The organism is Mycobacterium helveticum (assembly GCF_007714205.1).
Classification (GTDB): Bacteria; Actinomycetota; Actinomycetes; order Mycobacteriales; family Mycobacteriaceae; genus Mycobacterium; species Mycobacterium helveticum.
In genome coordinates, this window is sequence record NZ_VMQU01000057.1 from 1 (window position 1) to 18,040 (window position 18,040).

The 18,040-nt window shown below is 68.2% G+C and carries 17 protein-coding genes, 1 tRNA gene and 2 pseudogenes; 15 read left to right on the top strand and 5 right to left on the bottom strand.

Annotation, left to right across the window (positions count from 1 at the left end; genetic code table 11):
* From FPZ47_RS28395 to FPZ47_RS14535, 11 genes and pseudogenes are all read left to right on the top strand, one after another.
* A pseudogene (locus FPZ47_RS28395) lies at positions 1-276 on the top strand (hypothetical protein); the annotation flags it as partial.
* A 234-nt stretch (positions 277-510) separates the two neighbouring features.
* Positions 511-774 (top strand): hypothetical protein, encoded by a 264-nt coding sequence (locus FPZ47_RS14490; protein ID WP_144952247.1) that lies wholly within the window; start codon positions 511-513, stop codon positions 772-774.
* Positions 775-1,115: 341 nt separating this feature from the next.
* Positions 1,116-1,967 (top strand): helix-turn-helix domain-containing protein, encoded by an 852-nt coding sequence (locus FPZ47_RS14495; protein WP_144952249.1) that lies wholly within the window; start codon positions 1,116-1,118, stop codon positions 1,965-1,967.
* Entirely contained in the window at positions 1,945-2,127 is a 183-nt protein-coding gene (locus FPZ47_RS14500) for a helix-turn-helix domain-containing protein (RefSeq protein ID WP_225345502.1), read from the top strand. Before FPZ47_RS14495 ends, FPZ47_RS14500 begins: the two co-directional genes overlap by 23 nt.
* A 26-nt stretch (positions 2,128-2,153) precedes the next feature.
* Positions 2,154-2,216, top strand: a pseudogene (locus tag FPZ47_RS29490) (hypothetical protein); the annotation flags it as partial.
* 13 nt (positions 2,217-2,229) lie between these two features.
* Complete coding sequence (locus tag FPZ47_RS29495) at positions 2,230-2,955, top strand: site-specific integrase (RefSeq protein ID WP_246133430.1); 726 nt, start codon at positions 2,230-2,232, stop codon at positions 2,953-2,955.
* Between the two features lie 53 nt (positions 2,956-3,008).
* Complete coding sequence (locus FPZ47_RS14515) at positions 3,009-3,197, top strand: hypothetical protein (RefSeq protein ID WP_246133429.1); 189 nt, start codon at positions 3,009-3,011, stop codon at positions 3,195-3,197.
* Between the two features lie 52 nt (positions 3,198-3,249).
* Positions 3,250-3,618 carry a type II toxin-antitoxin system RelE/ParE family toxin gene (locus FPZ47_RS14520; RefSeq protein WP_144952255.1) on the top strand — a complete coding sequence of 123 codons (369 nt, stop codon included), beginning with the start codon at positions 3,250-3,252 and terminating at the stop codon, positions 3,616-3,618.
* Entirely contained in the window at positions 3,593-3,922 is a 330-nt protein-coding gene (locus tag FPZ47_RS14525) for a helix-turn-helix domain-containing protein (RefSeq protein ID WP_144952257.1), read from the top strand. The genes FPZ47_RS14520 and FPZ47_RS14525 overlap by 26 nt, the downstream gene beginning before the upstream one ends.
* A gap of 96 nt (positions 3,923-4,018) precedes the next feature.
* A complete protein-coding gene (locus tag FPZ47_RS14530) occupies positions 4,019-4,921 on the top strand; it encodes a hypothetical protein (protein WP_144952259.1) in 903 nt (300 codons plus the stop codon).
* Positions 4,922-5,091: 170 nt separating this feature from the next.
* Positions 5,092-5,775, top strand: coding sequence for a hypothetical protein (locus tag FPZ47_RS14535; protein WP_144952261.1), 684 nt, complete (start codon positions 5,092-5,094; stop codon positions 5,773-5,775).
* A gap of 381 nt (positions 5,776-6,156) precedes the next feature.
* On the opposite strand, the gene FPZ47_RS14540 is transcribed toward FPZ47_RS14535, so the two are convergent.
* Positions 6,157-6,233, bottom strand: a tRNA-Met gene (locus tag FPZ47_RS14540).
* A 458-nt stretch (positions 6,234-6,691) separates the two neighbouring features.
* Here FPZ47_RS14540 and FPZ47_RS14545 point away from each other — a divergent pair.
* Complete coding sequence (locus FPZ47_RS14545; RefSeq protein WP_144952263.1) at positions 6,692-7,033, top strand: glycosyltransferase family 2 protein; 342 nt, start codon at positions 6,692-6,694, stop codon at positions 7,031-7,033.
* 21 nt (positions 7,034-7,054) lie between these two features.
* Here the strand turns inward: FPZ47_RS14545 and FPZ47_RS14550 are convergent, their stop codons facing one another.
* On the bottom strand, positions 7,055-10,039 hold the full coding sequence (locus FPZ47_RS14550) for a UPF0182 family protein (RefSeq protein ID WP_144952265.1): 2,985 nt from the start codon (positions 10,037-10,039) through the stop codon (positions 7,055-7,057).
* 209 nt (positions 10,040-10,248) lie between these two features.
* The gene (locus FPZ47_RS14555) at positions 10,249-11,271 is read right to left on the bottom strand and encodes a YlbL family protein (RefSeq protein WP_144952267.1); all 1,023 of its coding nucleotides are present in this window, start codon (positions 11,269-11,271) and stop codon (positions 10,249-10,251) included.
* A 79-nt stretch (positions 11,272-11,350) separates the two neighbouring features.
* Between FPZ47_RS14555 and FPZ47_RS14560 the strand changes: the two genes are divergently transcribed.
* The 3 genes from FPZ47_RS14560 to FPZ47_RS14570 all read left to right on the top strand — a co-directional run bounded on the left by FPZ47_RS14560 (position 11,351) and on the right by FPZ47_RS14570 (position 15,208).
* The gene (locus FPZ47_RS14560; RefSeq protein WP_144952269.1) at positions 11,351-12,841 is read left to right on the top strand and encodes a zinc-dependent metalloprotease; all 1,491 of its coding nucleotides are present in this window, start codon (positions 11,351-11,353) and stop codon (positions 12,839-12,841) included.
* A 37-nt stretch (positions 12,842-12,878) separates the two neighbouring features.
* Positions 12,879-13,739, top strand: coding sequence for a cyclodehydratase (locus FPZ47_RS14565; protein WP_144952271.1), 861 nt, complete (start codon positions 12,879-12,881; stop codon positions 13,737-13,739).
* 125 nt (positions 13,740-13,864) lie between these two features.
* Entirely contained in the window at positions 13,865-15,208 is a 1,344-nt protein-coding gene (locus FPZ47_RS14570; protein ID WP_144952273.1) for a macrolide-binding ATPase MABP-1, read from the top strand.
* On the opposite strand, the gene FPZ47_RS14575 is transcribed toward FPZ47_RS14570, so the two are convergent.
* Together FPZ47_RS14575 and FPZ47_RS14580 are read right to left on the bottom strand one after the other, a co-directional pair.
* A complete protein-coding gene (locus tag FPZ47_RS14575) occupies positions 15,205-15,465 on the bottom strand; it encodes a WhiB family transcriptional regulator (protein WP_144952275.1) in 261 nt (86 codons plus the stop codon). The two genes, FPZ47_RS14570 and FPZ47_RS14575, sit on opposite strands and share 4 nt — an antisense overlap.
* Positions 15,466-15,828: 363 nt before the next feature.
* On the bottom strand, positions 15,829-17,928 hold the full coding sequence (locus FPZ47_RS14580) for an ATP-dependent DNA helicase UvrD2 (protein ID WP_168209456.1): 2,100 nt from the start codon (positions 17,926-17,928) through the stop codon (positions 15,829-15,831).
* Positions 17,929-18,040: the final 112 nt, after the last annotated feature.

Genomic DNA, 18,040 nt, shown 5'->3' on the forward strand with positions numbered 1-18,040 from the left:
GAACACATCACCGCCGGGCAGATGACCTACGACCTGCGGCGCCTGCGTGCCCACGGCCTCATCGAACGCATCCCCCGCACCCGCCGCTACACCGTCACCGACACTGGGCTGCAGAACGCGCTGCTGTTCACCCACGCCCACGACCATCTGCTCCGAACCGGGCTGGCTCTGACAAGCGACCCCAGCCCTCCACGAAACACCAAGCTGCACAACGCCGCCCGCGCCTACCAAGCTGCCTTCGACGAACTCACCCAGCACGCTCAACTCGCCGCCTGACCACTCACGACCCCAACCGCGTACTTGACTCAAAACTCACGGCTGCGCCGCTTAAGCTTCGCTAATGAGGTATCCCTTAGCATCAATTCCATGCCAGCGAAACGATGCCCGAGATGTAGCGCGGAGATGCCCAGTAGCACCTGGCCACCCAAGCCCGGACGTCCCTCGATTTGGTGCTCCCAACAATGCCGGCGAGCGGCCTACGAGGAGCGCCGCGCGGCCAAGAACGGTGCGGTGTCGGTGCGGGTCGAGGTGGTCGAGAAACCCATCGAGCGGATCGTGGAACGCGTCCGGATCGAGACAAGGGAGGTCCATTCCAGCCCAGCCGAGGCCGCACAGATCGTGCTGAGGTCACCCCGCGCGTGCCGCACTGTTTTGGAATCGTTGGCCGCCGAAGCGGACTCAGGACGGTTGAACGCCGCCGCGCATGCCCCGACGCTGCGCGCCGCTCAGCGCATGCTCGATTCGCTCAGGCGGGCACGACTCATCAATGGCTAAGGCGGAGCCATCCAACCATTCCGAGCCTTTGCGGCCGATGTGAAATTTGCAGGGCCAAGCGGAGCAAGGGAGCCATCCATGATGGCCCCCGGCTCAGCCACAGCCCGGTCCGAGTGATGCCGTTGTGAAGCAGCGGGTTTCACGTTGTTTCAATGTGTTTCGGTACATAGCGGTAATCGGGTGTGTCGCAGCGAAATTCGACGAAATTTATTCACCCGACCGTCGTATAGCGCCATTGGGCGGCTTACCGTTCTAGACATGAAACGACGCGAGACGGATCGCCCTGAGGTGCAGCCCGCCGAGACGGCTGCCCGTAGGCAGTTCGCGATCAGCGCTTCAGAATGAGCTGGGAAGCGCTCGCTTGGGCGAAAGACTCGGACATCGCACATCCGGTCGCGAAGTTCATTCTCGTCCTGCTGGCAAACAAGGCGGACGAAAACTTCTCGTGCTACCCCTCAATTCGCACACTCATGGCCGAATCCGGTGCCGGCAGAAGCACGATCTTGCGTGCGCTGAGCTATCTGGAGACGTGCGGGTTGATGAGCCGGCGTCCGCAATTCCACGACTCCGGGGCCCGCCGTTCAACCCGCTACTACCTGAATCATCCTCGGGCGCCGCATGTTCTACCCGGTCCCGATCCGGGATCCCCCCGTCCCGCAGCGGGACGGGGGCCGTCTCGCATTGAGACGGGGACGGTGTCAAAGCGGCACCCCCCGAGGGTCCCACAGCGGGACCCCTTGAACCCATCAACCGAATCACCATCCGAACCGGGCGACGCCGCGGTACTGGTCTTGGAATCTGTGACCAGAGCGTGGAAGCTCGGGACCCACGACGCGCGCAGTCTTCGACCGGCCATCGAGTCTGCCCTGGCGCGCGGCTGGCTGGCCGCAGATCTCACCGACCTTCTGATCCGGAACCCGAATGGGGCGCGTGATCCAGTTCGGGTGCTGGCCCGGCGTCTCACTGATCTCGGACAGCCACCTGACCCGCCCATAACCAATGTGCCGTGGTGTGGCGAATGCGAGGACGCGCGTTCTCGCACAATCACGGTCACCGAGCTAGACGGAACAGAAGCAGCAAAGTTTTGTCCACAGTGCAGCCCGCAAGTCCACAGGATCCGATCATCCGAAGAACAATCCGTCCAACATTGTGGAAAGGTGGTGAATTATCTTGGAGAACAACGTGTTCAGTGACCTTCCCCTGCTGCTCGCCGTACCCCGCGCCGCCCAGCTGCTCGGAATCAGCCGGGCCGCAGCCTATCGGTTGGTGGCCTCCGGCGAGCTGCCCGTCCGTCGGCTCGGCGGCCGCATCTACGTTGTAACCGACGGCCTACGCGAACTGGTCGCATCGTGAAAGGCACGGTGCTTCAGCGCGGTTCGGTGTGGTATTACAAGTTTCGCGTCCCCGAGCGTGACCCGTCGACCGGGCGGTATCCCTGGATCACCAAAGGAGGGTTTGACACCGAGCGCGAGGCCTGGAAAGCCTGCCGAGACGCCATGCGGCCAAGCCGACATCGACACCTACCTGGCCGGACAACCGCCGTCCCGCTACCGCGTCCGCGACTTCCTCCAATGGGCCGCCGCAACCGGTCACACCGACCCGGTTACCATCGCCGCCCCGGGCCGCAACCCCGGCCCGGCCACCGACCACGACCAACGGTGGGCCCAGATCGCCCGGCTCCTGCACGATGACACCATCGACCTCACCGACCGGGTCGCCGGAGCACTACTGCTGCTCTACGGCCAGCACCTGGCCCGGATCGTGGCGATCACCCACGACCAGATCAAAACGCAAGGCCCGCAAGTCTTTCTCCGACTCGGAACCGACGACCTACACATCCCCGAACCCCTCGCCGGGCTCATCGGAACCCTCGCTCGCGACGGCCGCCCCTACACCGGAGTCGGCACTCCACCCACCACCCGCTGGCTGTTCCCCGGACTGCAACCCGGCAGACCCCTCACCGCCGCCCGACTCGGCGAGCGCCTCCGCAAACTCGGGATCCGAGCCCAACCCGGCCGCCGCGCCGCACTCACCCACCTCGCCGCCCAACTACCCGCCGCCGTCATCGCCGACCTCCTCGGAATCCACCCCACCACTGCCGTCCACTGGGTCCACGACGCCGGCGGCGACTGGAACCGCTACGCCGCCCAACTCACCCAGAACACCAGTCACCAACCATGACGAATGCCTCACGCCAGCGGTGCCCGCGGCTAGGCATTCGCAACGTTCGAAGATTGCTCGTTACCAGTTTGCGGGCTGGCATCAGCCCGAAAGTGATCAGTGAGCGCATCGGCCACGCCAATGTCGGGTTCTTCCTGGAGACCTACGCCCATGTGCTGGGAAACGACGATCGCGAGGCAGCGGAACAGGCCGCCGAATTCCTGCTCGGCGACGCGTGGCAGGACGGCGAGGGCTCGACATGACCCCCCTTCGCCTTGAAAAGTTGCATATAACACTGGAGTTATATTAATGTCGATGGCCTGGGATGTGATCCTGCTAGAGGAGGTTGAAGCCTGGTACTTCTCGCTCGACGACGAAGCGATGGCAGCGGTCACCGGGGCCATCGACCTGCTCGAGCTGGAAGGACCAACGCTAGGCCGGCCGACGGCGGACAAGGTAAAGGGATCGAAGTTCCACAGCTTGAAGGAGCTGCGGCCGGCGGGTACCAGCATTCGGATCCTGTTCATCTTCGATCCGCGGCGTCAGGCGATCTTGCTGCTCGGCGGGGACAAGGCAGGCAACTGGAAGAGCTGGTACGACGACAACATTCCGGTGGCCGAGCAGCGGTATGAGAACTGGCTGGCGAACGAGGAGGTGAATGATCGTGGCACGCAACTGGCGTGAGATTCGTGCGGAAGCCATCGCGCAGGGAAGGGTGGACCCGGCCCGCGCCGATGTCGCGCGCAAGGAAATGCACGACGCCGTGCAGGCGCAGCGCCTTGCCGACATACGCAAGGCGCATGGACATGCCCGCCAGGCCGACGTCGCCGCCATCATGGGCGTTTCCCAAGCTCGGGTATCGAAGTTGGAGAGCGGCGACCTTTCGCACACTGAACTCGGCACGCTGCAGTCGTACGTGGCCGCACTCGGGGGAAGTCTGCGGATTATCGCCAAGTTCGGTGAGAGCACCGTGGAACTGAATGGCTGACGCGACGACTACCGAGGCGGACGCCCCAGATTCGTAGCGCGCTGCGCTCATCGCGCTATCGTCGGCAACCGTGGTTGGTGTTGGGATCGAGGCCCTTTGGTAACCGGCGACGAGGAACCGCAGTCCGAGGATGCCCTCAAGGATTTGATCGTCGCAATGCTTGAGGGGATTCCCAGGTTCTTCGTTGGGGTGGAGATGCCCAAGATCAGCGACGGCAGCCGCATGGCCGCCGATCAAGCCGCGACACAAAGCCTTCGTCTCAACATGCCGGTAGCCTGCGCGCACTACCTAGACAGCTCGGCGGAACTGCTCGGGTCCCTGCACCAATTGATGCTTCCGCGTCCGAAGGAGTTGCAGCTCCTTCGGTTCTCGCTTTACCCGTTGATCCGAGGCGTGATGGAGTCGAGCGGTCAGACTGCCTGGGTGCTGGGACCCGAGCAGCAGCGTGACCGCGTCTTACGGCTCCTGCAAATACTGAAGGCCGAGCTTGACTACGACGGTAAGACCGTTGACGTCCAAACCCGCCCTTTCGACGATGACCCTCCGAACATGCGCGCTCAAGTGCAGGCTTTCCGCCGCGACGCCGCTCCCAGACGACGAATGCGCTGGCAGTGGATCCTTGAGACCGCCGCAAACCTAGGGATCGACCAGGCCGAGTTCGAGCACGGCGTTCCAGGCGGCTACGAGGCCTTACTTCGGCAGGCTGGTGCTGAGCAGGGCATCGACGGTCCGTGGCGCGGCAGGTCATGTGCGGGCGGATGGATGTTTGTCAGCGGGCTGACGCATCCGTCGTTCCACAGGTCATTCGGCAGCTCCATCAATGAGTCTGAGGAGATCGACGGCGAGTTCGTTTTCTGGACTCGGCCGGACCCCAAGTTCGTCTTCCGCACGCTCAAGGCAGCGATCAATCTCCACATCGCCGCGATGAATCTCTTCCATCAGGCCTGCGCCGCCCCGACGCCGCCCGGGCCCGACGATGCCGACAGCGAGGGCAGCTGATGTGCCGCGACGCCTATTCGCCGTGGAAGCGAGCGCGAAACTGGGTGACAAGCAGGCAGAGCGACCCCATTCCAGCGGCGCTGACTGCTTCCGGAGTCTTGATCAGCCTGGCCGCTCTAGGCATGGGGTGGGGGTGGTGGGCCAAGCCTTGGGACTCAACCGGGTTCAGCGTGAACCTCCTCGCCGACCTCGCTCTCATCGGCCCCACCCTGCTCCTGTCAAACGTCATCGTGGTGCGCGTACGGGCCGCAAGGGCGAGAGCACGAATCGAACCCCTGCTCCAACAGGTGATTCACGTTGCTCAGTCCAGCATCCAAACGGCCCAACAGGCCTGCGACATGCTGGGAGTGGAGGTGTCGTTAGAGATGGTGCCCGAGCCGATCGGAGACCCACCGGAACTCCAGCCGTGGACTCTCTCGTGGCTCGAAGGCGCGTTGAGTGATGCGCGCTTGGCGCTGCCGCCTGTCACCCAACGAGGAAACCTGCCTGAGCAGTTGGACATCGATAATCCATTCGAGTTCCCGAGGTTCGGCTTGATGCTTCGGCTCATCCGTCAAATGGACGACTTTCATCCCATGCCGCGGGCGATCAGCGCAGCGAACGAGGCCGACGATTGGAGCGACCGGTGCGGTGTCGATTTCTTCTACTACGGCTACATCGGCCCTAAAACTGGCGCCACGCGTGACCGGAAGATCGGGTTGGCGCGGATCCACCACGATTCTTTCAACGTGCTCAAAGGCCGCACCGACATCTCGACAGCTGGTTACCTCGATCTAGTGGACCAATGCCTGGTCCGTGTGCAGGCGATCACGATGAGGCTTGCCCAGGAGCTACCCAAATCGCTGCGCCGGTGACTGGGTTCGCTGTGTCGGCCTCGGTCACCGGTTCGGTCCCTGACGGGCCTCAGTAGAGCTTTCCGCGCCCAACACAACCAACCGGTCTGACCTGCGCTGATCGGGAACCCGGTCAGGTCGTCCAGCGCGAAAACGCCCAGGAAGTCTCGTTCGCATCGAGTAGGTGAGGCCCACCCTCCTGCCCGACGATTTCGACCTCGGGAGCAGCTTTAGGCCTAGCGCTGCGACGCCTGGCACGCGCGCTCGATTAGCGCAATCGCCAGGCTTATCGCGGCCACCTCGTGGACCGCGGAAAGCTCGTTACCCACCCTAATGTTCCCAAAAGCGTTCCCAACCTCCACGAAAATGGCCCCCGGAGAGATCTCCGGGAGCCATTTCACCTGGTAGCGGGGACAGGATTCGAACCTGCGACCTCTGGGTTATGAGCCCAGCGAGCTACCGAGCTGCTCCACCCCGCGTTGGTGAATGCCAGGTTACCGAACGCGCAGCACGCCACCAAATCGCCAGGACCGGCGCGCGGGGTCACCGGGCAAAGCCGGCGCTGAGCCGGTCCTGCGGCGCCGGGCCGGTGCGGCCGCCCGGCGGGCGGTTCACCGAGCTCGCGGCCCGCCGGCGCCGTCATAGCCCGCCGGTGCCACCCCGGTAACCGTCGGAGCAGATCGTTCGCCGCGGCGAGGCGTCGCGCCGGTTTCCGGCGCCGAGATCGAGGAGGACGGGTGTCACCCGGCGGACGTGTGAGCGTGGTGGCGATCACCCCCGACCGCCGGGACCGCCGACATGGTGCGAACGCGGCATCCCGCTGCTCACCCCTGGGGCCAGCCCCGGCACCGTCGGCCGCAATCTCGGTGTCCGGCAGCAGCCTCGTCGAACCCGGCGGCGAGTTCGACGCCATCTGTTCGGAGATGCCCGACTCACCGTGGAGCGCACCCGGGGCATCCCCGGGCGCCCGCTGCCGAGCTTCCCGGCCGGGGTGTCGGTGGTCCGCCGCGAGGCGCACCCGGCCGCCGGCGGCTTCTCGGCGCGGCTGTGGCTCGGCGGCGAGGAGGAGCTGCTCGCCCCGGCTCTGGCCCGGGCCGGCTGGCACATGAGTTACGTCCCCGACGTCCCCGACGTCCCCGCCCGTCACCAGGCCTCGCGGCTCCGCGACGCCCACCTGCGCCGGCGGCACGGCATGCGGAACACGCTGTGGTTCACCTGGCTGCGCCGGCTCCTGGAGGACATGCAGCCCAACGGCCGTGCCCGCAACCGCGTGTCCTGAACGGCCAGCCTATTTGGCAACCTACTTCGCGTTGTTGTACTTGGTGATGGCGTCGTCGAGCCGCTGCAGCGCCGCGCCGTAGGCGGCGAAGTCGCCCTTCTTCTGTGCGTCCCTGGCCGCGCTCAACGCCGTTTGGATGTCTTGCAGCGCAGCGGCTTTCGCAGGAGTCAAGGTCACCGACCCGTCCGGCGCCGGCGGCACCGCCTGCGGCGGCGAGGGCGGCGACCCGGGCGTGGCGGCCGGCGCCGGCGCGCTCGCGGGCGGGTTCGCCGCGCCGCCGTTCTCGGTGGGCTGGATGCCCGTCGCGGCGGCACCCGCGCCGGGACCGAACAAGCCGTTCAGCGCGTCGCCCACCGTGGGCCCGTATCCGATCTTCTCGTTGTACATCATCGCCACCCGGATCAGCCTCGGGTACGACGAGGCGGCGTCGCTGGCCCCCGGCGAGGCGTAGACCGGTTCGACGTACATCAGCCCGCCCTCACCGACCGGCAGCGTCAGCAGGTTGCCCCACCGGATCCGGTTCTGGTTGTCGCGCCCGATCACGCCGAGGTCCTGGGACACCACCGGGTCGGTGGTGATCGCGTTGTTGGCCAGCTTGGGCCCGTTGACCTGCCCCGGGATGGTCAGCACGGTGATCCTGCCGTAGGTCGCCGGGTCGGAGCTGGCGCTGATGTAGGCGGCCAGGTAGTCCCGCTTGAACCGGTTCATCGCGCTCGTCAACTGGTACGACGCCGAATTGTCGTTCTTGGCAATGTTTTTCGCGACGATGTAGAACGGCGGCTGATAACTGCTGGCGGTCGGGTTCGGATCCAGCGGCACGTCCCAGAAATCCGAGGTGGAAAAGAACGTCACGGGGTCGTTGACGTGGTACTTGGCCAGCAGCATCCGCTGCACCTTGAAGAGGTCCTCGGGGTAGCGCAGGTGGTCGGCCAGCTCCGGGGTGATCTCGCTCTTGGGCTTGACGGTGCCGGGGAAGACCCGCATCCAGGCCTTGAGCACCGGGTCGTTCTCGTCATGCTGGTACAGCGTGACGGTCCCGTCATAGGCGTCGACGGTGGCCTTCACCGAGTTCCGGATGTAGGAGACCTGCTTGTCGGGTCCCAGCCTGTTGAACGCCACCTCGTTGGAGTCGGCGGTCGCCGACTCCAACGAGGTGAGTTGGGAGTACGGGTAGTTGTCCAGCGTGGTGTAGCCGTCGATGATCCACACCAATCGCTTGTTCACCACCGCCGGGTACACGGCGCTGTCGGTGGTCAGCCACGGGGCCACCGCCTCGACGCGCGCCGCCGGGTCACGGTTGAACAGGATCTTGCTGTTGGACCCGATCACGTTGGAGAACAAGAAGTTCCGCTCCGCGAACTTGGCTGCGAACACGCTGCGGGACAGCCAGCTGCCGATCGGCACCCCGCCGAGCCCGGTGTAGGTGTAGTTCTTGGTCTCGTTGCTGGTCTCGTAGTCGTATTCGCGGTCCGCCCCGTTGCGTCCGACGATCGCGTAGTCGGCGGACGTGTTGGCGATGACGGGGCCGAAGTAGATGCGCGGCTGGTCCAGCGGAGCGGGCCCGTCGGATATCACGACGCCGTTGGCGCCGACGACGTTGACCAGGAACTCCGGGTAGCCACCGTTCTGGTTGGGGTCGTTGGCGATGCCGCGCACCGTGTTCGCCGGCGAGGCGATGAACCCGTTGCCGTGGGTGTAGACGGTGTGCCGATTGATCCAGTCCCGCTGGTTGTCGATCAGCCGGTCCGGGTTGAGTTCCCGCGCCGCGACGACGTAGTCGCGCAACGCGCCGGTGTGGTCGAGGTAGCGGTCGATGGACAGCTGGTCGGGGAAGTAGTAGAAGTTCTTGCCCTGCTCGAACTGGGTGAAGGCGGGGCTGACGATCGTGGGGTCCAGCAGCCGGATGTTCGACGTGGTGGCGCGGTCGGCCGCGACCTGCTGGGCGGTGGCCCTGGCGTCGCCGGAGTAGTTGCGATACGTCACGACATCGGAGGTCAGGCCGTAGGCCTGGCGCGTCGCGGTGATGCTGCGGCTGATGTACTCGCTTTCCTTCTGCGCCGCGTTGGGTCTGACGCTGATCTGCTCGACGATCAACGGCCAGCCGGCGCCCACGATCACCGACGACAACAGCAACAGCACCAGGCCGATCGCCGGAATCCGCAAGTCCCGGAACGTGATCGCGGAGAACACCGCGGCGGCACAGATCAGGGCGATCGCCATCAGGATCAGCTTCGCCGGCAGCACGGCGTTGATGTCGGTGTAGCCCGCACCGGTGAACGGCTTGCCGCCGCGGCTGTGCGCGAGCAACTCGTAGCGGTCCAGCCAGTAGGCGACCGCCTTGAGCAGCACCAGCGTCCCGACCAGGCTGACCAACTGGATGCGCGCCGAGCGGCTCAGCGCGCCGCTGCGGCCCGAGAGCCGGATCCCGCCGAACAGGTAGTGCGTCAACAGGTTCGCCAAGAACGTCAGGAACACGGTGATGAACACGTAGCCGAGCACCAGCCGGTAGAACGGCAGGTCGAACGCGTAGAAGCCCAGGTCCTTACCGAACTGCGGGTCCTTGATGCCGAAGTCGCCGCCGTGCAGGTACAACTGGATGCGCACCCAGTAGCTCTGCGCGATGATGCCGGCCAGCAACCCGATCGCGACCGGGACCCCGACGCCGACCAGGTACGGGCGTGACATCACGACGGCGCGATAGCGTGCCACCGGATCGTTGTCGTTGCCCGGGACGAACACCGGGCGGCTCCGGTAGGCCAGCGCCATCCCCCCGAACACGATGCCGCCGACCAGCAGACCGGCCACCAGGAAGACCACGAGGCGGGTGACCAGCACGGTGGTGAACACCGAGCGATACCCCAGCTCGCCGAACCACAGCCAGTCGACGTACGCATCGATCAGTCGCGGGCCGGCGAGCAGCAGGACGATCACGCCGAGTGCGATCATGATCAGAATTCGGCTGCGCCGGGTTAGCTTCGGCATTCTTGCGGTGGGCCGCATCCCCACTGGCTACGCTCCTGATCGATGAGGCTGGCGTCAACTGGCGTCAACTGGGATCAATGTGGCCGGAGCCGTCCCGCCGGACGGTCCCTGACAGTTTGCTGCGTTTCCACGGATTTTCCCAGACGGTCACGACTAGACGGTCACAACTAGACGGTCACAACTGTACGCACCTCGTCCTGCCGCGCGTTCGTCATCGTCTGGCACGTCATCGTCTAGCACGTCGGCGGCTGACCCCCCGACGTGATCTTGTGCAGCGCGTCCACCGCCTCGCTGAGCGTGTCGACCTTGACCAGGCGCATGCCGGTCCCGTTGTCCGAACTCGCCTCGTAGCAGTTTTTCGCGGGCACCAGGAAAACGGTGGCGCCGGCGGCGTGCGCGGCAGCCATCTTGTGCGTGATGCCGCCGATCTGGCCCACCTTGCCGTCGGCGGAGATGGTGCCCGTCCCGGCGATGAACTTCGAGCCGGCCAGCTCGCCGGTGGTGAGCTTGTCGACCACGGCCAGGCTGAACATCAGCCCGGCCGACGGTCCCCCGATGTTGGCCAGGTTGAAGGTCACCTCGAACGGCGCCCACGGCGCATCGAGCACGGCGACACCCATGAAGCCGTAGTCGCGGTCCTTGTTCGCGCCGAGGGTGATCTGCGCCACGCCGGCCGGCTCGTTCTTGCGGCGGAAGTCGATCGTCAGCACCTGGCCGGGCTTGGTGTGCTTGAGGAACCCGGTGAACGCCTCGACATCGGCCACGGGGACGCCGTCGACGGCGTCGATGGCGTCCCCGGATTTCAGCTTGCCCGCCGACGGGCCGGGATCGCTGACCGTCGCCACCGTGACCGCGGACGGGTACTTCAGGTACCCCAGGGCGGCGTACTCGGCGCTGTCCTCGGACTGCTTGAAGTCGGCGTTGTTGGCCTTGTCCACCTCCTCGCGCGACTTGCCCGGCGGGTAGACGACGTCGCGCGGCACCAACTGTTCCTGCCCCGAAAGCCACAGTGTCAGCGCCTCTCCCAGCGAGAGATCGTCGCGCTGGGACACGGTCGTCATGTTGAGGTGACCGGTCGTCGGGTGGGTGACCGCTCCCTGGATCTGCACCACCTGCTTGCCGTCCACCTCGCCGAGCGTGTCGAAAGTGGGGCCGGGCCCCAACGACACGAACGGCACCGTCACCGCCGCCAGCAGCACCCCGAACACCACGATCGGCACCAGCGCGACCATCAAGGTCACAATCCGCCTGTTCACGCCGATTACACTAGACGGGCTCTCCGTTGGGCTCCTTCAGCTACGAGCGTGACCCGGGATTCCACGTTCCGTCCCGGCGATGGGTACCGTTGGGGTTATGGCTGACCTGCCTTTTGGCTTCTCCCCGGAAGACGAGCCCCCGGAAAACGAGCCCCCGGAAAACGAGCGGGGCCGCGACAGCACGAAGGACCCCCACTCCGGGTCGGGCGCCTCCAACCCGTTCGGCGCGTTCGGCTTCGGCGGCGACTTCGGCATGGGCGAGCTGGGGCAGATCTTCACCCAACTGGGTCAGATGTTCAACAGCGCGGGCACCGTCATGGCCGGGGGCAAAACCTCGGGCCCGATCAACTACGAACTCGCGCGCCGCGTCGCGGCCAGCTCGATCGGGTTCGCCGCACCGGTACCCGCCACGACGAACGCGGCGATCGCGGACGCGGTGCACCTCGCCGAGACCTGGCTGGACGGAGCCACGGCGCTGCCCGCCGGCACCAGCAAGGCGGTGGGCTGGTCGCCGGGCGACTGGGTGGACAACACCCTGGAAACCTGGAAGCGGCTCTGCGATCCGATGGCCGAGCAGATCTCGTCGGTGTGGGCGTCCTCGCTGCCCGAGGAAGCCAAGAGCATGGCGGGACCGCTGCTGGCGATGATGTCCCAGATGGGCGGCATGGCGTTCGGTTCGCAGCTGGGCCAGGCGCTGGGCCGGCTGTCCCGCGAGGTGCTGACCTCCACCGACATCGGGCTGCCGCTGGGCCCCAAGGGAGTGGCCGCGATCCTGCCGGAGGCCGTCGAAGCGTTCGCCGCCGGGCTCGAGCAGCCGCGCAGCGAGATCCTCACCTTCCTGGCCGCGCGCGAGGCCGCACACCACCGGCTGTTCAGCCACGTGCCCTGGCTGACCGGCCAGTTGCTGGGCGCGGTGGAGGCCTACGCCCGGGGCATGCAGATCGACATGAGCGGGATCGAAGAGCTGGCGCGCAACTTCGACCCGTCGTCGCTGTCGGATCCCGCGGCCATGGAGAACCTGCTCGGCCAGGGGGTCTTCGAGCCCAAGGCGACACCGGCCCAGAAGCAGGCGCTGGAACGCCTCGAGACGCTGCTGGCCCTCATCGACGGGTGGGTGCAGGTGGTGGTGACCGCGGCGCTGGGCGACCGGATTCCGGGCACGGCCGCGCTCGCCGAGACCCTGCGCCGGCGCCGGGCCAGCGGGGGCCCGGCCGAGCAGACGTTCGCCACGCTGGTCGGCCTGGAGCTGCGGCCCCGCAAGCTGCGCGAGGCCGCCGCGCTGTGGGAGCGCCTGACGCAGGCCGCGGGCGCCGACGCCCGCGACGCCATCTGGGCGCACCCGGACCTGCTGCCGTCGGCGGACGACCTCGATGAGCCGGCCGGCTTCATCGACCGGGTCATCGGCGGCGACACCAGCGGCATCGACGAGGCGCTCGCCCAGTTCGAGAAGGACCCGGTCGAGCGCGACCCCGCCGACCGGGGACCCCAGGACCGAGCACCCCAGGACCGAGCACCCCAGGACCGGGCACCCCAGGACCGGGGCCCGGACAGCGGCTCTGTGGATAACTGAATCCGGCGGTCCGCCCGGGCTGGCACAGTCTCGACTCATGCCCCCGGTCCTGGCTCCGGCCCGTTACGCGCTGGACCCGGCGATGCCGGTCCTCCTGCGGCCCGACGGCGCGGTCCAGGTGGGCTGGGACCCCCGCCGCGCCGTGCTCATACAGCCGCCGCGCGGGCTGGCCGCCGCCGACCTGGCCGCGCTGCTGCAGTCCATGCGATCTCCGACGCCGCTGCCCGAGTTGCAACGCCGGGCCGTCGACCGGGGGTGCAACGATCCCGACGGGCTGACCCACCTGGTGGCACAGCTCGTCGGCGCCGGCGTCGCCACCGAATGCCGCCGGGCCGGCGGCCGGACGGCGTCGATCCGGGTCCACGGCCGCGGGCCCCTGTCGGACCTGCTCGTGGAGTCGCTGCGCTGCTCCGGAGCCCGGATCGCGCACAGCAGCCAGCCGCACGCCGCGATGTCGACCGCCGCCGTGGACCTGGTCGTGCTGGCGGACTACCTGGTCGCCGACCCGCGCATGCTGCGCGAGTTGCACAAGCGCAAAGTGCCGCACCTGCCGGTGCGCGTGCGCGACGGCACCGGGCTGGTGGGCCCGCTGGTCATCCCCGGGGTGACCAGCTGCCTGGGCTGCGCGGACCTGCACCGTCGCGACCGCGACGCGGCGTGGCCGGCGATCGCCGCGCAGTTGCGCGACGCCGTCGGGGTCGCCGACCGGGCCACCCTGCTGGCGACGGCGGCGCTGGCGCTCAGCCAGGTGAACCGGGTGATCGCCGCGGTCCGCGGGCAGGAGGGGGCACCCGATCCCGGCCCGCCCCAGGCGTTGAACGCCACGTTGGAATTCGATCTCACCGCCGGAGCCCTGGTGGCGCGCCAGTGGAGCAGGCATCCGCTGTGCTCCTGCTGACACCGCCGCGAGGGGCCGTCCCGGTCCACCGTGCGGATGCGCGTGTCGCCCCGTCGCCGGACTGCGGCCGGCACGGCCCGGCGCCCGGCTGTTGCGAGATCAACACCCCGGGGAGGCTGACCGTCGTGGATGATGGGTGTGTGGCAGACATCAAACGCGGCCGTGCTGCGCGCAACGCGAAGCTGGCCAGCATCCCGGTCGGCTTCGCCGGCCGGGCCGCGCTCGGCTTCGGCAAGCGGCTGACCGGCAAGTCCAAGGACGACGTCCAGGCCGAGCTGATGGAGAAGGCCGCCAACCAGCTGTTCACCGTTCTCGGCGAACTCAAGGGCGGCGCGATGAAAGTGGGCCAGGCGCTCTCGGTGATGGAAGCCGCCATCCCCGAGGAGTACGGCGAGCCCTACCGCGAAGCCCTGACCAAGCTGCAGAAGGACGCCCCACCCATGCCCGCCCACCGGGTGCACCGGGTGCTCGACGCCCAGCTGGGCACCAAGTGGCGCGAGCGGTTCGATTCGTTCGACGACACGCCGGTGGCCTCGGCCAGCATCGGCCAGGTCCACAAGGCGGTGTGGTCCGACGGCCGGGAGGTGGCCGTCAAGATCCAGTACCCCGGCGCCGACGAGGCGCTGCGCGCCGACCTCAAGACCATGCAGCGCATGATCGGGCTGGCCAAGCAACTCGCCCCCGGCGCCGACGTCCAGGGTGTCGTCGACGAACTGATCGAGCGCACCGAGATGGAACTCGACTACCGGCTGGAGGCCGACAACCAGCGCGCCTTCGCCAAGGCCTACGCGGGGCACCCGCGGTTCGCGATACCGCACGTCGTGGCCAGCGCCCCCAAGGTCGTCGTCCAGGAATGGATCGACGGCATGCCGCTGGCGGAGATCATCCGCCACGGCACCCCCGAGCAGCGCGACCTGATCGGCACCCGGCTGCTGGAACTCACCTTCGACGCGCCGCGCAGGCTGGGAATGCTGCACGGCGACGCCCACCCGGGCAACTTCATGCTGCTGCCCGACGGCCGGATGGGCGTCATCGACTTCGGTGCCGTCGCGCCGCTGCCCGGCGGCTATCCGATCGAGCTCGGGATGACGATCCGGCTGGCCCGCGACAAGAACTACGACCTGCTGCTGCCGACGATGGAGAAGGTCGGCTTCATCCAGAAGGGCCAGCAGGTGTCGGTGCGCGACATCGACGAGATGCTGCGCCAATACGTCGAGCCCGTGCAGGTCGACGTGTTCCACTACACCCGCAAGTGGCTGCAGAAGATGACCTACAGCCAGATCGACCGGTCGGTGTCCCAGATCAAGACGGCTCGGCAGATGGACCTGCCGCCCAAGCTCGCGATACCGATGCGCGTCATCGCGTCGGTGGCGGCGATCCTGTGCCAGCTGGACGCCAGCGTGCCGATCAAGGCGCTCTCCGAAGAGCTGATCCCCGGCTTCGCCGAGCCCGACAGCGCCGTCGTCTAAGCGGCGACCTCGTCCTTGCGGGGGCGTCCGCGCGGGCGTTTGCAGCGCACGATCGCGCCGCGGTGCAGGATCTCGCCGCCCCACACACCCCACGGTTCGGCCCGTTCCAGGGCCGCGGCCAGGCAGTCGCGGCGCAGCGGGCAACTCCCGCACAGCGTCTTGGCGCGCTCCAGGTCGGTGGGTGTCTCGGCGAACCAGAGGTCAGGATCGCCGGCACGGCACGGGAGCGGCTGTCTGGGGACTGTCGGTGCCGACATGCCCGTTCACCTGCTTTCTGGTCTGGGTCCCTGTGCTGGGTGGGGATCCGGACCAGACTGCTGGTTTCGGGGTGAGAACTGTGGCCTCGGATCCTGGTGACTTCGGGTCCGTGGCCTGATGGCTGACCGGGCTGGTTACCGATGACCCCGGTGCACGGACGCGCATGTCGCGGCGGCGGCGGCGGCACGGCGCTTGGCGTGTGTGCCCCGGGCCGCCCGGGCGGCGGCGTGGGCGGCATGAAGGGTCGGCATGGTCGGCATCGTGGCCACCCTCCTTTCGCCTCCTGGCGGCACAGCGTGTCTCGAGGGTAGACGGCGGCGGCCCGCGGCCACAACCGATTTTCTGGCCTGCGGGTTTGCGCCTCAGCGGCTGCGCACCATGTCCAGCACGTCGGGTCCGTACTGTTCGAGCTTGCGCGCGCCGATACCGGGGATCGCGATCAGCGCCGCCTCGTCCTCGGGCCGCAGCTCGGCGATCGCGATCAGCGTGTTGTCGGTGAAGACGACGTAGGCGGGCACGTTCTGCTCGGTGGCGGTGTCGCGCCGCCAGGCCTTGAGCCGCAGCAACAGGTTCTCGTCGACGTCGGCGGCGCAGGTCTCGCAGCGCGAGAGCATGACGGCCGCCGGGGTGGTCAGGTTGGTGTTGCAGATCCGGCAGCGGGTCGGCGCGCCCCGGGCGCGCCGCGACTTGACCGGCGCGGCGTCGGCGCGGGCCTGCGGGGCGATGCCGTTGAGGAATCGCGACGGCTTGCGGCTCTGCCGCCCGCCGGGGCTGCGCGCCAGCGCCCAGCTGAGCGCCAGATGCACCCTGGCCCTGGTGATGCCGACGTACAGCAGCCGGCGCTCCTCCTCGACGGCCTCGCTCTGGGCGCCGTGCGCCAATGCGTGCGAGATGGGCAGCGTGCCGTCGGCCAACCCGACCAGGAACACCGCGTCCCACTCGAGTCCCTTGGCGGCGTGCAGGGAGGCCAGGGTGACGCCCTGCACCGGCGGCGGGTGCCGCGCGTCGGCGCGGGTCCGGAGCTCGGCCAGCAGGGCCGGAAGCGTCAGCTGCGGGCGTTGCGCGACTTCGTCGTCCACCAGCGCGGCCAGCGCGCTCAGCGCCTGCCACCGGTCCCGGGCCCGGGTGCCGACCGGTTGTTCGGCGCTCAGGCCCAGCGGTTCCAGGACGGCGCGTACCACCTCGGGCAGGGGGCCCTCGGGGTCGCGTTCGGCCACGCGCTGCAGCGCCAGCAGCGACTGCTTGACCTCCTGGCGGTTGAAGAACCCCTCGCCGCCGCGCACCTGGTAGGCGATGCCCGCCTCGGTCAGGGCCTCCTCGTAGACCTCGGACTGCGCGTTGACCCGGTACAGCACGGCGATCTCGCCGGGGGCGGTGCCGGACTCGATCAGCCGGGCGATCGACGCCGCGACCGCGGCGGCCTCGGCGGGTTCGTCGGGATGCTCGCGGAACGACGGGACCGGGCCGGGTGCGCGCTGACCGGTCAGTTGCAGCTTGCTGCCGGCCACCCGGCCGCGGGCCGCGGCGATCACCTTGTTGGCCAGGGACACCACCTGGGGGGTGGAGCGGTAGTCACGCTCCAGGCGCACCACCGTGGCGTCGGGAAACCGCCGGGAGAAGTCGAGGAGGAAGCGGGGCGAGGCCCCGGTGAACGAGTAGATGGTCTGGTTGGCGTCGCCCACGACGGTCAGGTCGTCCCGGTCGCCCAACCATGCCGAAAGCACCCGCTGCTGCAGCGGGGTGACGTCCTGGTACTCGTCGACGACGAAGCAGCGGTAGCGGTCGCGGAACTCCTCGGCCACCGCCGTGTCGTTCTCGATCGCCGCCGCGGTGTGCAGCAGCAGGTCGTCGAAATCGAGCAGCGTGACCGCTTCGTCGCGGACCTTGAGCGCCTCGTAGGCGGAGTACACGGCCGCCACCTGCGCGGCGTCCAGCGGGGTGTCCCGGCCCGCGGCGGCCACCGCGCCGGCGTAGTCCTCGGGGCCGATCAGCGAGGCCTTGGCCCACTCGATCTCGCCGGCCAGGTCGCGCACGTCGTCGGTGCCGGCGTTGAGCCGGGCGCGCCCGGCCGCCCGCGCCACGACGGCGTACTTGCTGTCCAGCAGCTGCCAGCCGGTGTCGCCGACCACCCGCGGCCAGAAGTACCGCAGCTGCCGGTGCGCGGCGGCGTGAAACGTCAGGGCCTGCACGGCGGCGACGCCGGCGCCGGTCCGGGCGGCGGCATCGAGCGCCCGCAGCCGGGACCGCATCTCCCCCGCCGCCCGCTGGGTGAACGTGACGGCCAGCACCTGCCCGGCGGCGACATGGCCGCCGGCGACGAGCTGGGCGATCCGGTGCGTGATGGTGCGCGTCTTGCCCGTCCCGGCGCCGGCGAGCACGCAGACCGGTCCGCGCGGGGCCAGCACGGCGTCGCGCTGCTCGTCGTCCAGCCCGGCGGTCAGGGAATCGGCGACCATCGGCATGGGGTCCATCTTGGCAGCGGCCGCCGACAAACGTGGCCCCCGGCGTGTCGCGCCGCCGGCGGCGCGTGTGCATCCCGCGACGCCCTCCCGGCCTCAGGTTCATGCACAGTCC

What these genes read in the sequence shown, in the direction of transcription:
- FPZ47_RS14495 (WP_144952249.1), top strand. Translation starts at nt 1,116, where the DNA reads ATGAGCTGGGAAGCGCTCGCTTGGGCGAAAGACTCGGACATCGCACAT.
- FPZ47_RS14520 (WP_144952255.1), top strand. Translation starts at nt 3,250, where the DNA reads ATGGCCTGGGATGTGATCCTGCTAGAGGAGGTTGAAGCCTGGTACTTC.
- FPZ47_RS14525 (WP_144952257.1), top strand. Translation starts at nt 3,593, where the DNA reads ATGATCGTGGCACGCAACTGGCGTGAGATTCGTGCGGAAGCCATCGCG.
- FPZ47_RS14560 (WP_144952269.1), top strand. Translation starts at nt 11,351, where the DNA reads ATGGGTACCGTTGGGGTTATGGCTGACCTGCCTTTTGGCTTCTCCCCG.
- FPZ47_RS14565 (WP_144952271.1), top strand. Translation starts at nt 12,879, where the DNA reads ATGCCCCCGGTCCTGGCTCCGGCCCGTTACGCGCTGGACCCGGCGATG.
- FPZ47_RS14575 (WP_144952275.1), bottom strand. Translation starts at nt 15,465, where the DNA reads ATGTCGGCACCGACAGTCCCCAGACAGCCGCTCCCGTGCCGTGCCGGC.
- FPZ47_RS14580 (WP_168209456.1), bottom strand. Translation starts at nt 17,928, where the DNA reads ATGCCGATGGTCGCCGATTCCCTGACCGCCGGGCTGGACGACGAGCAG.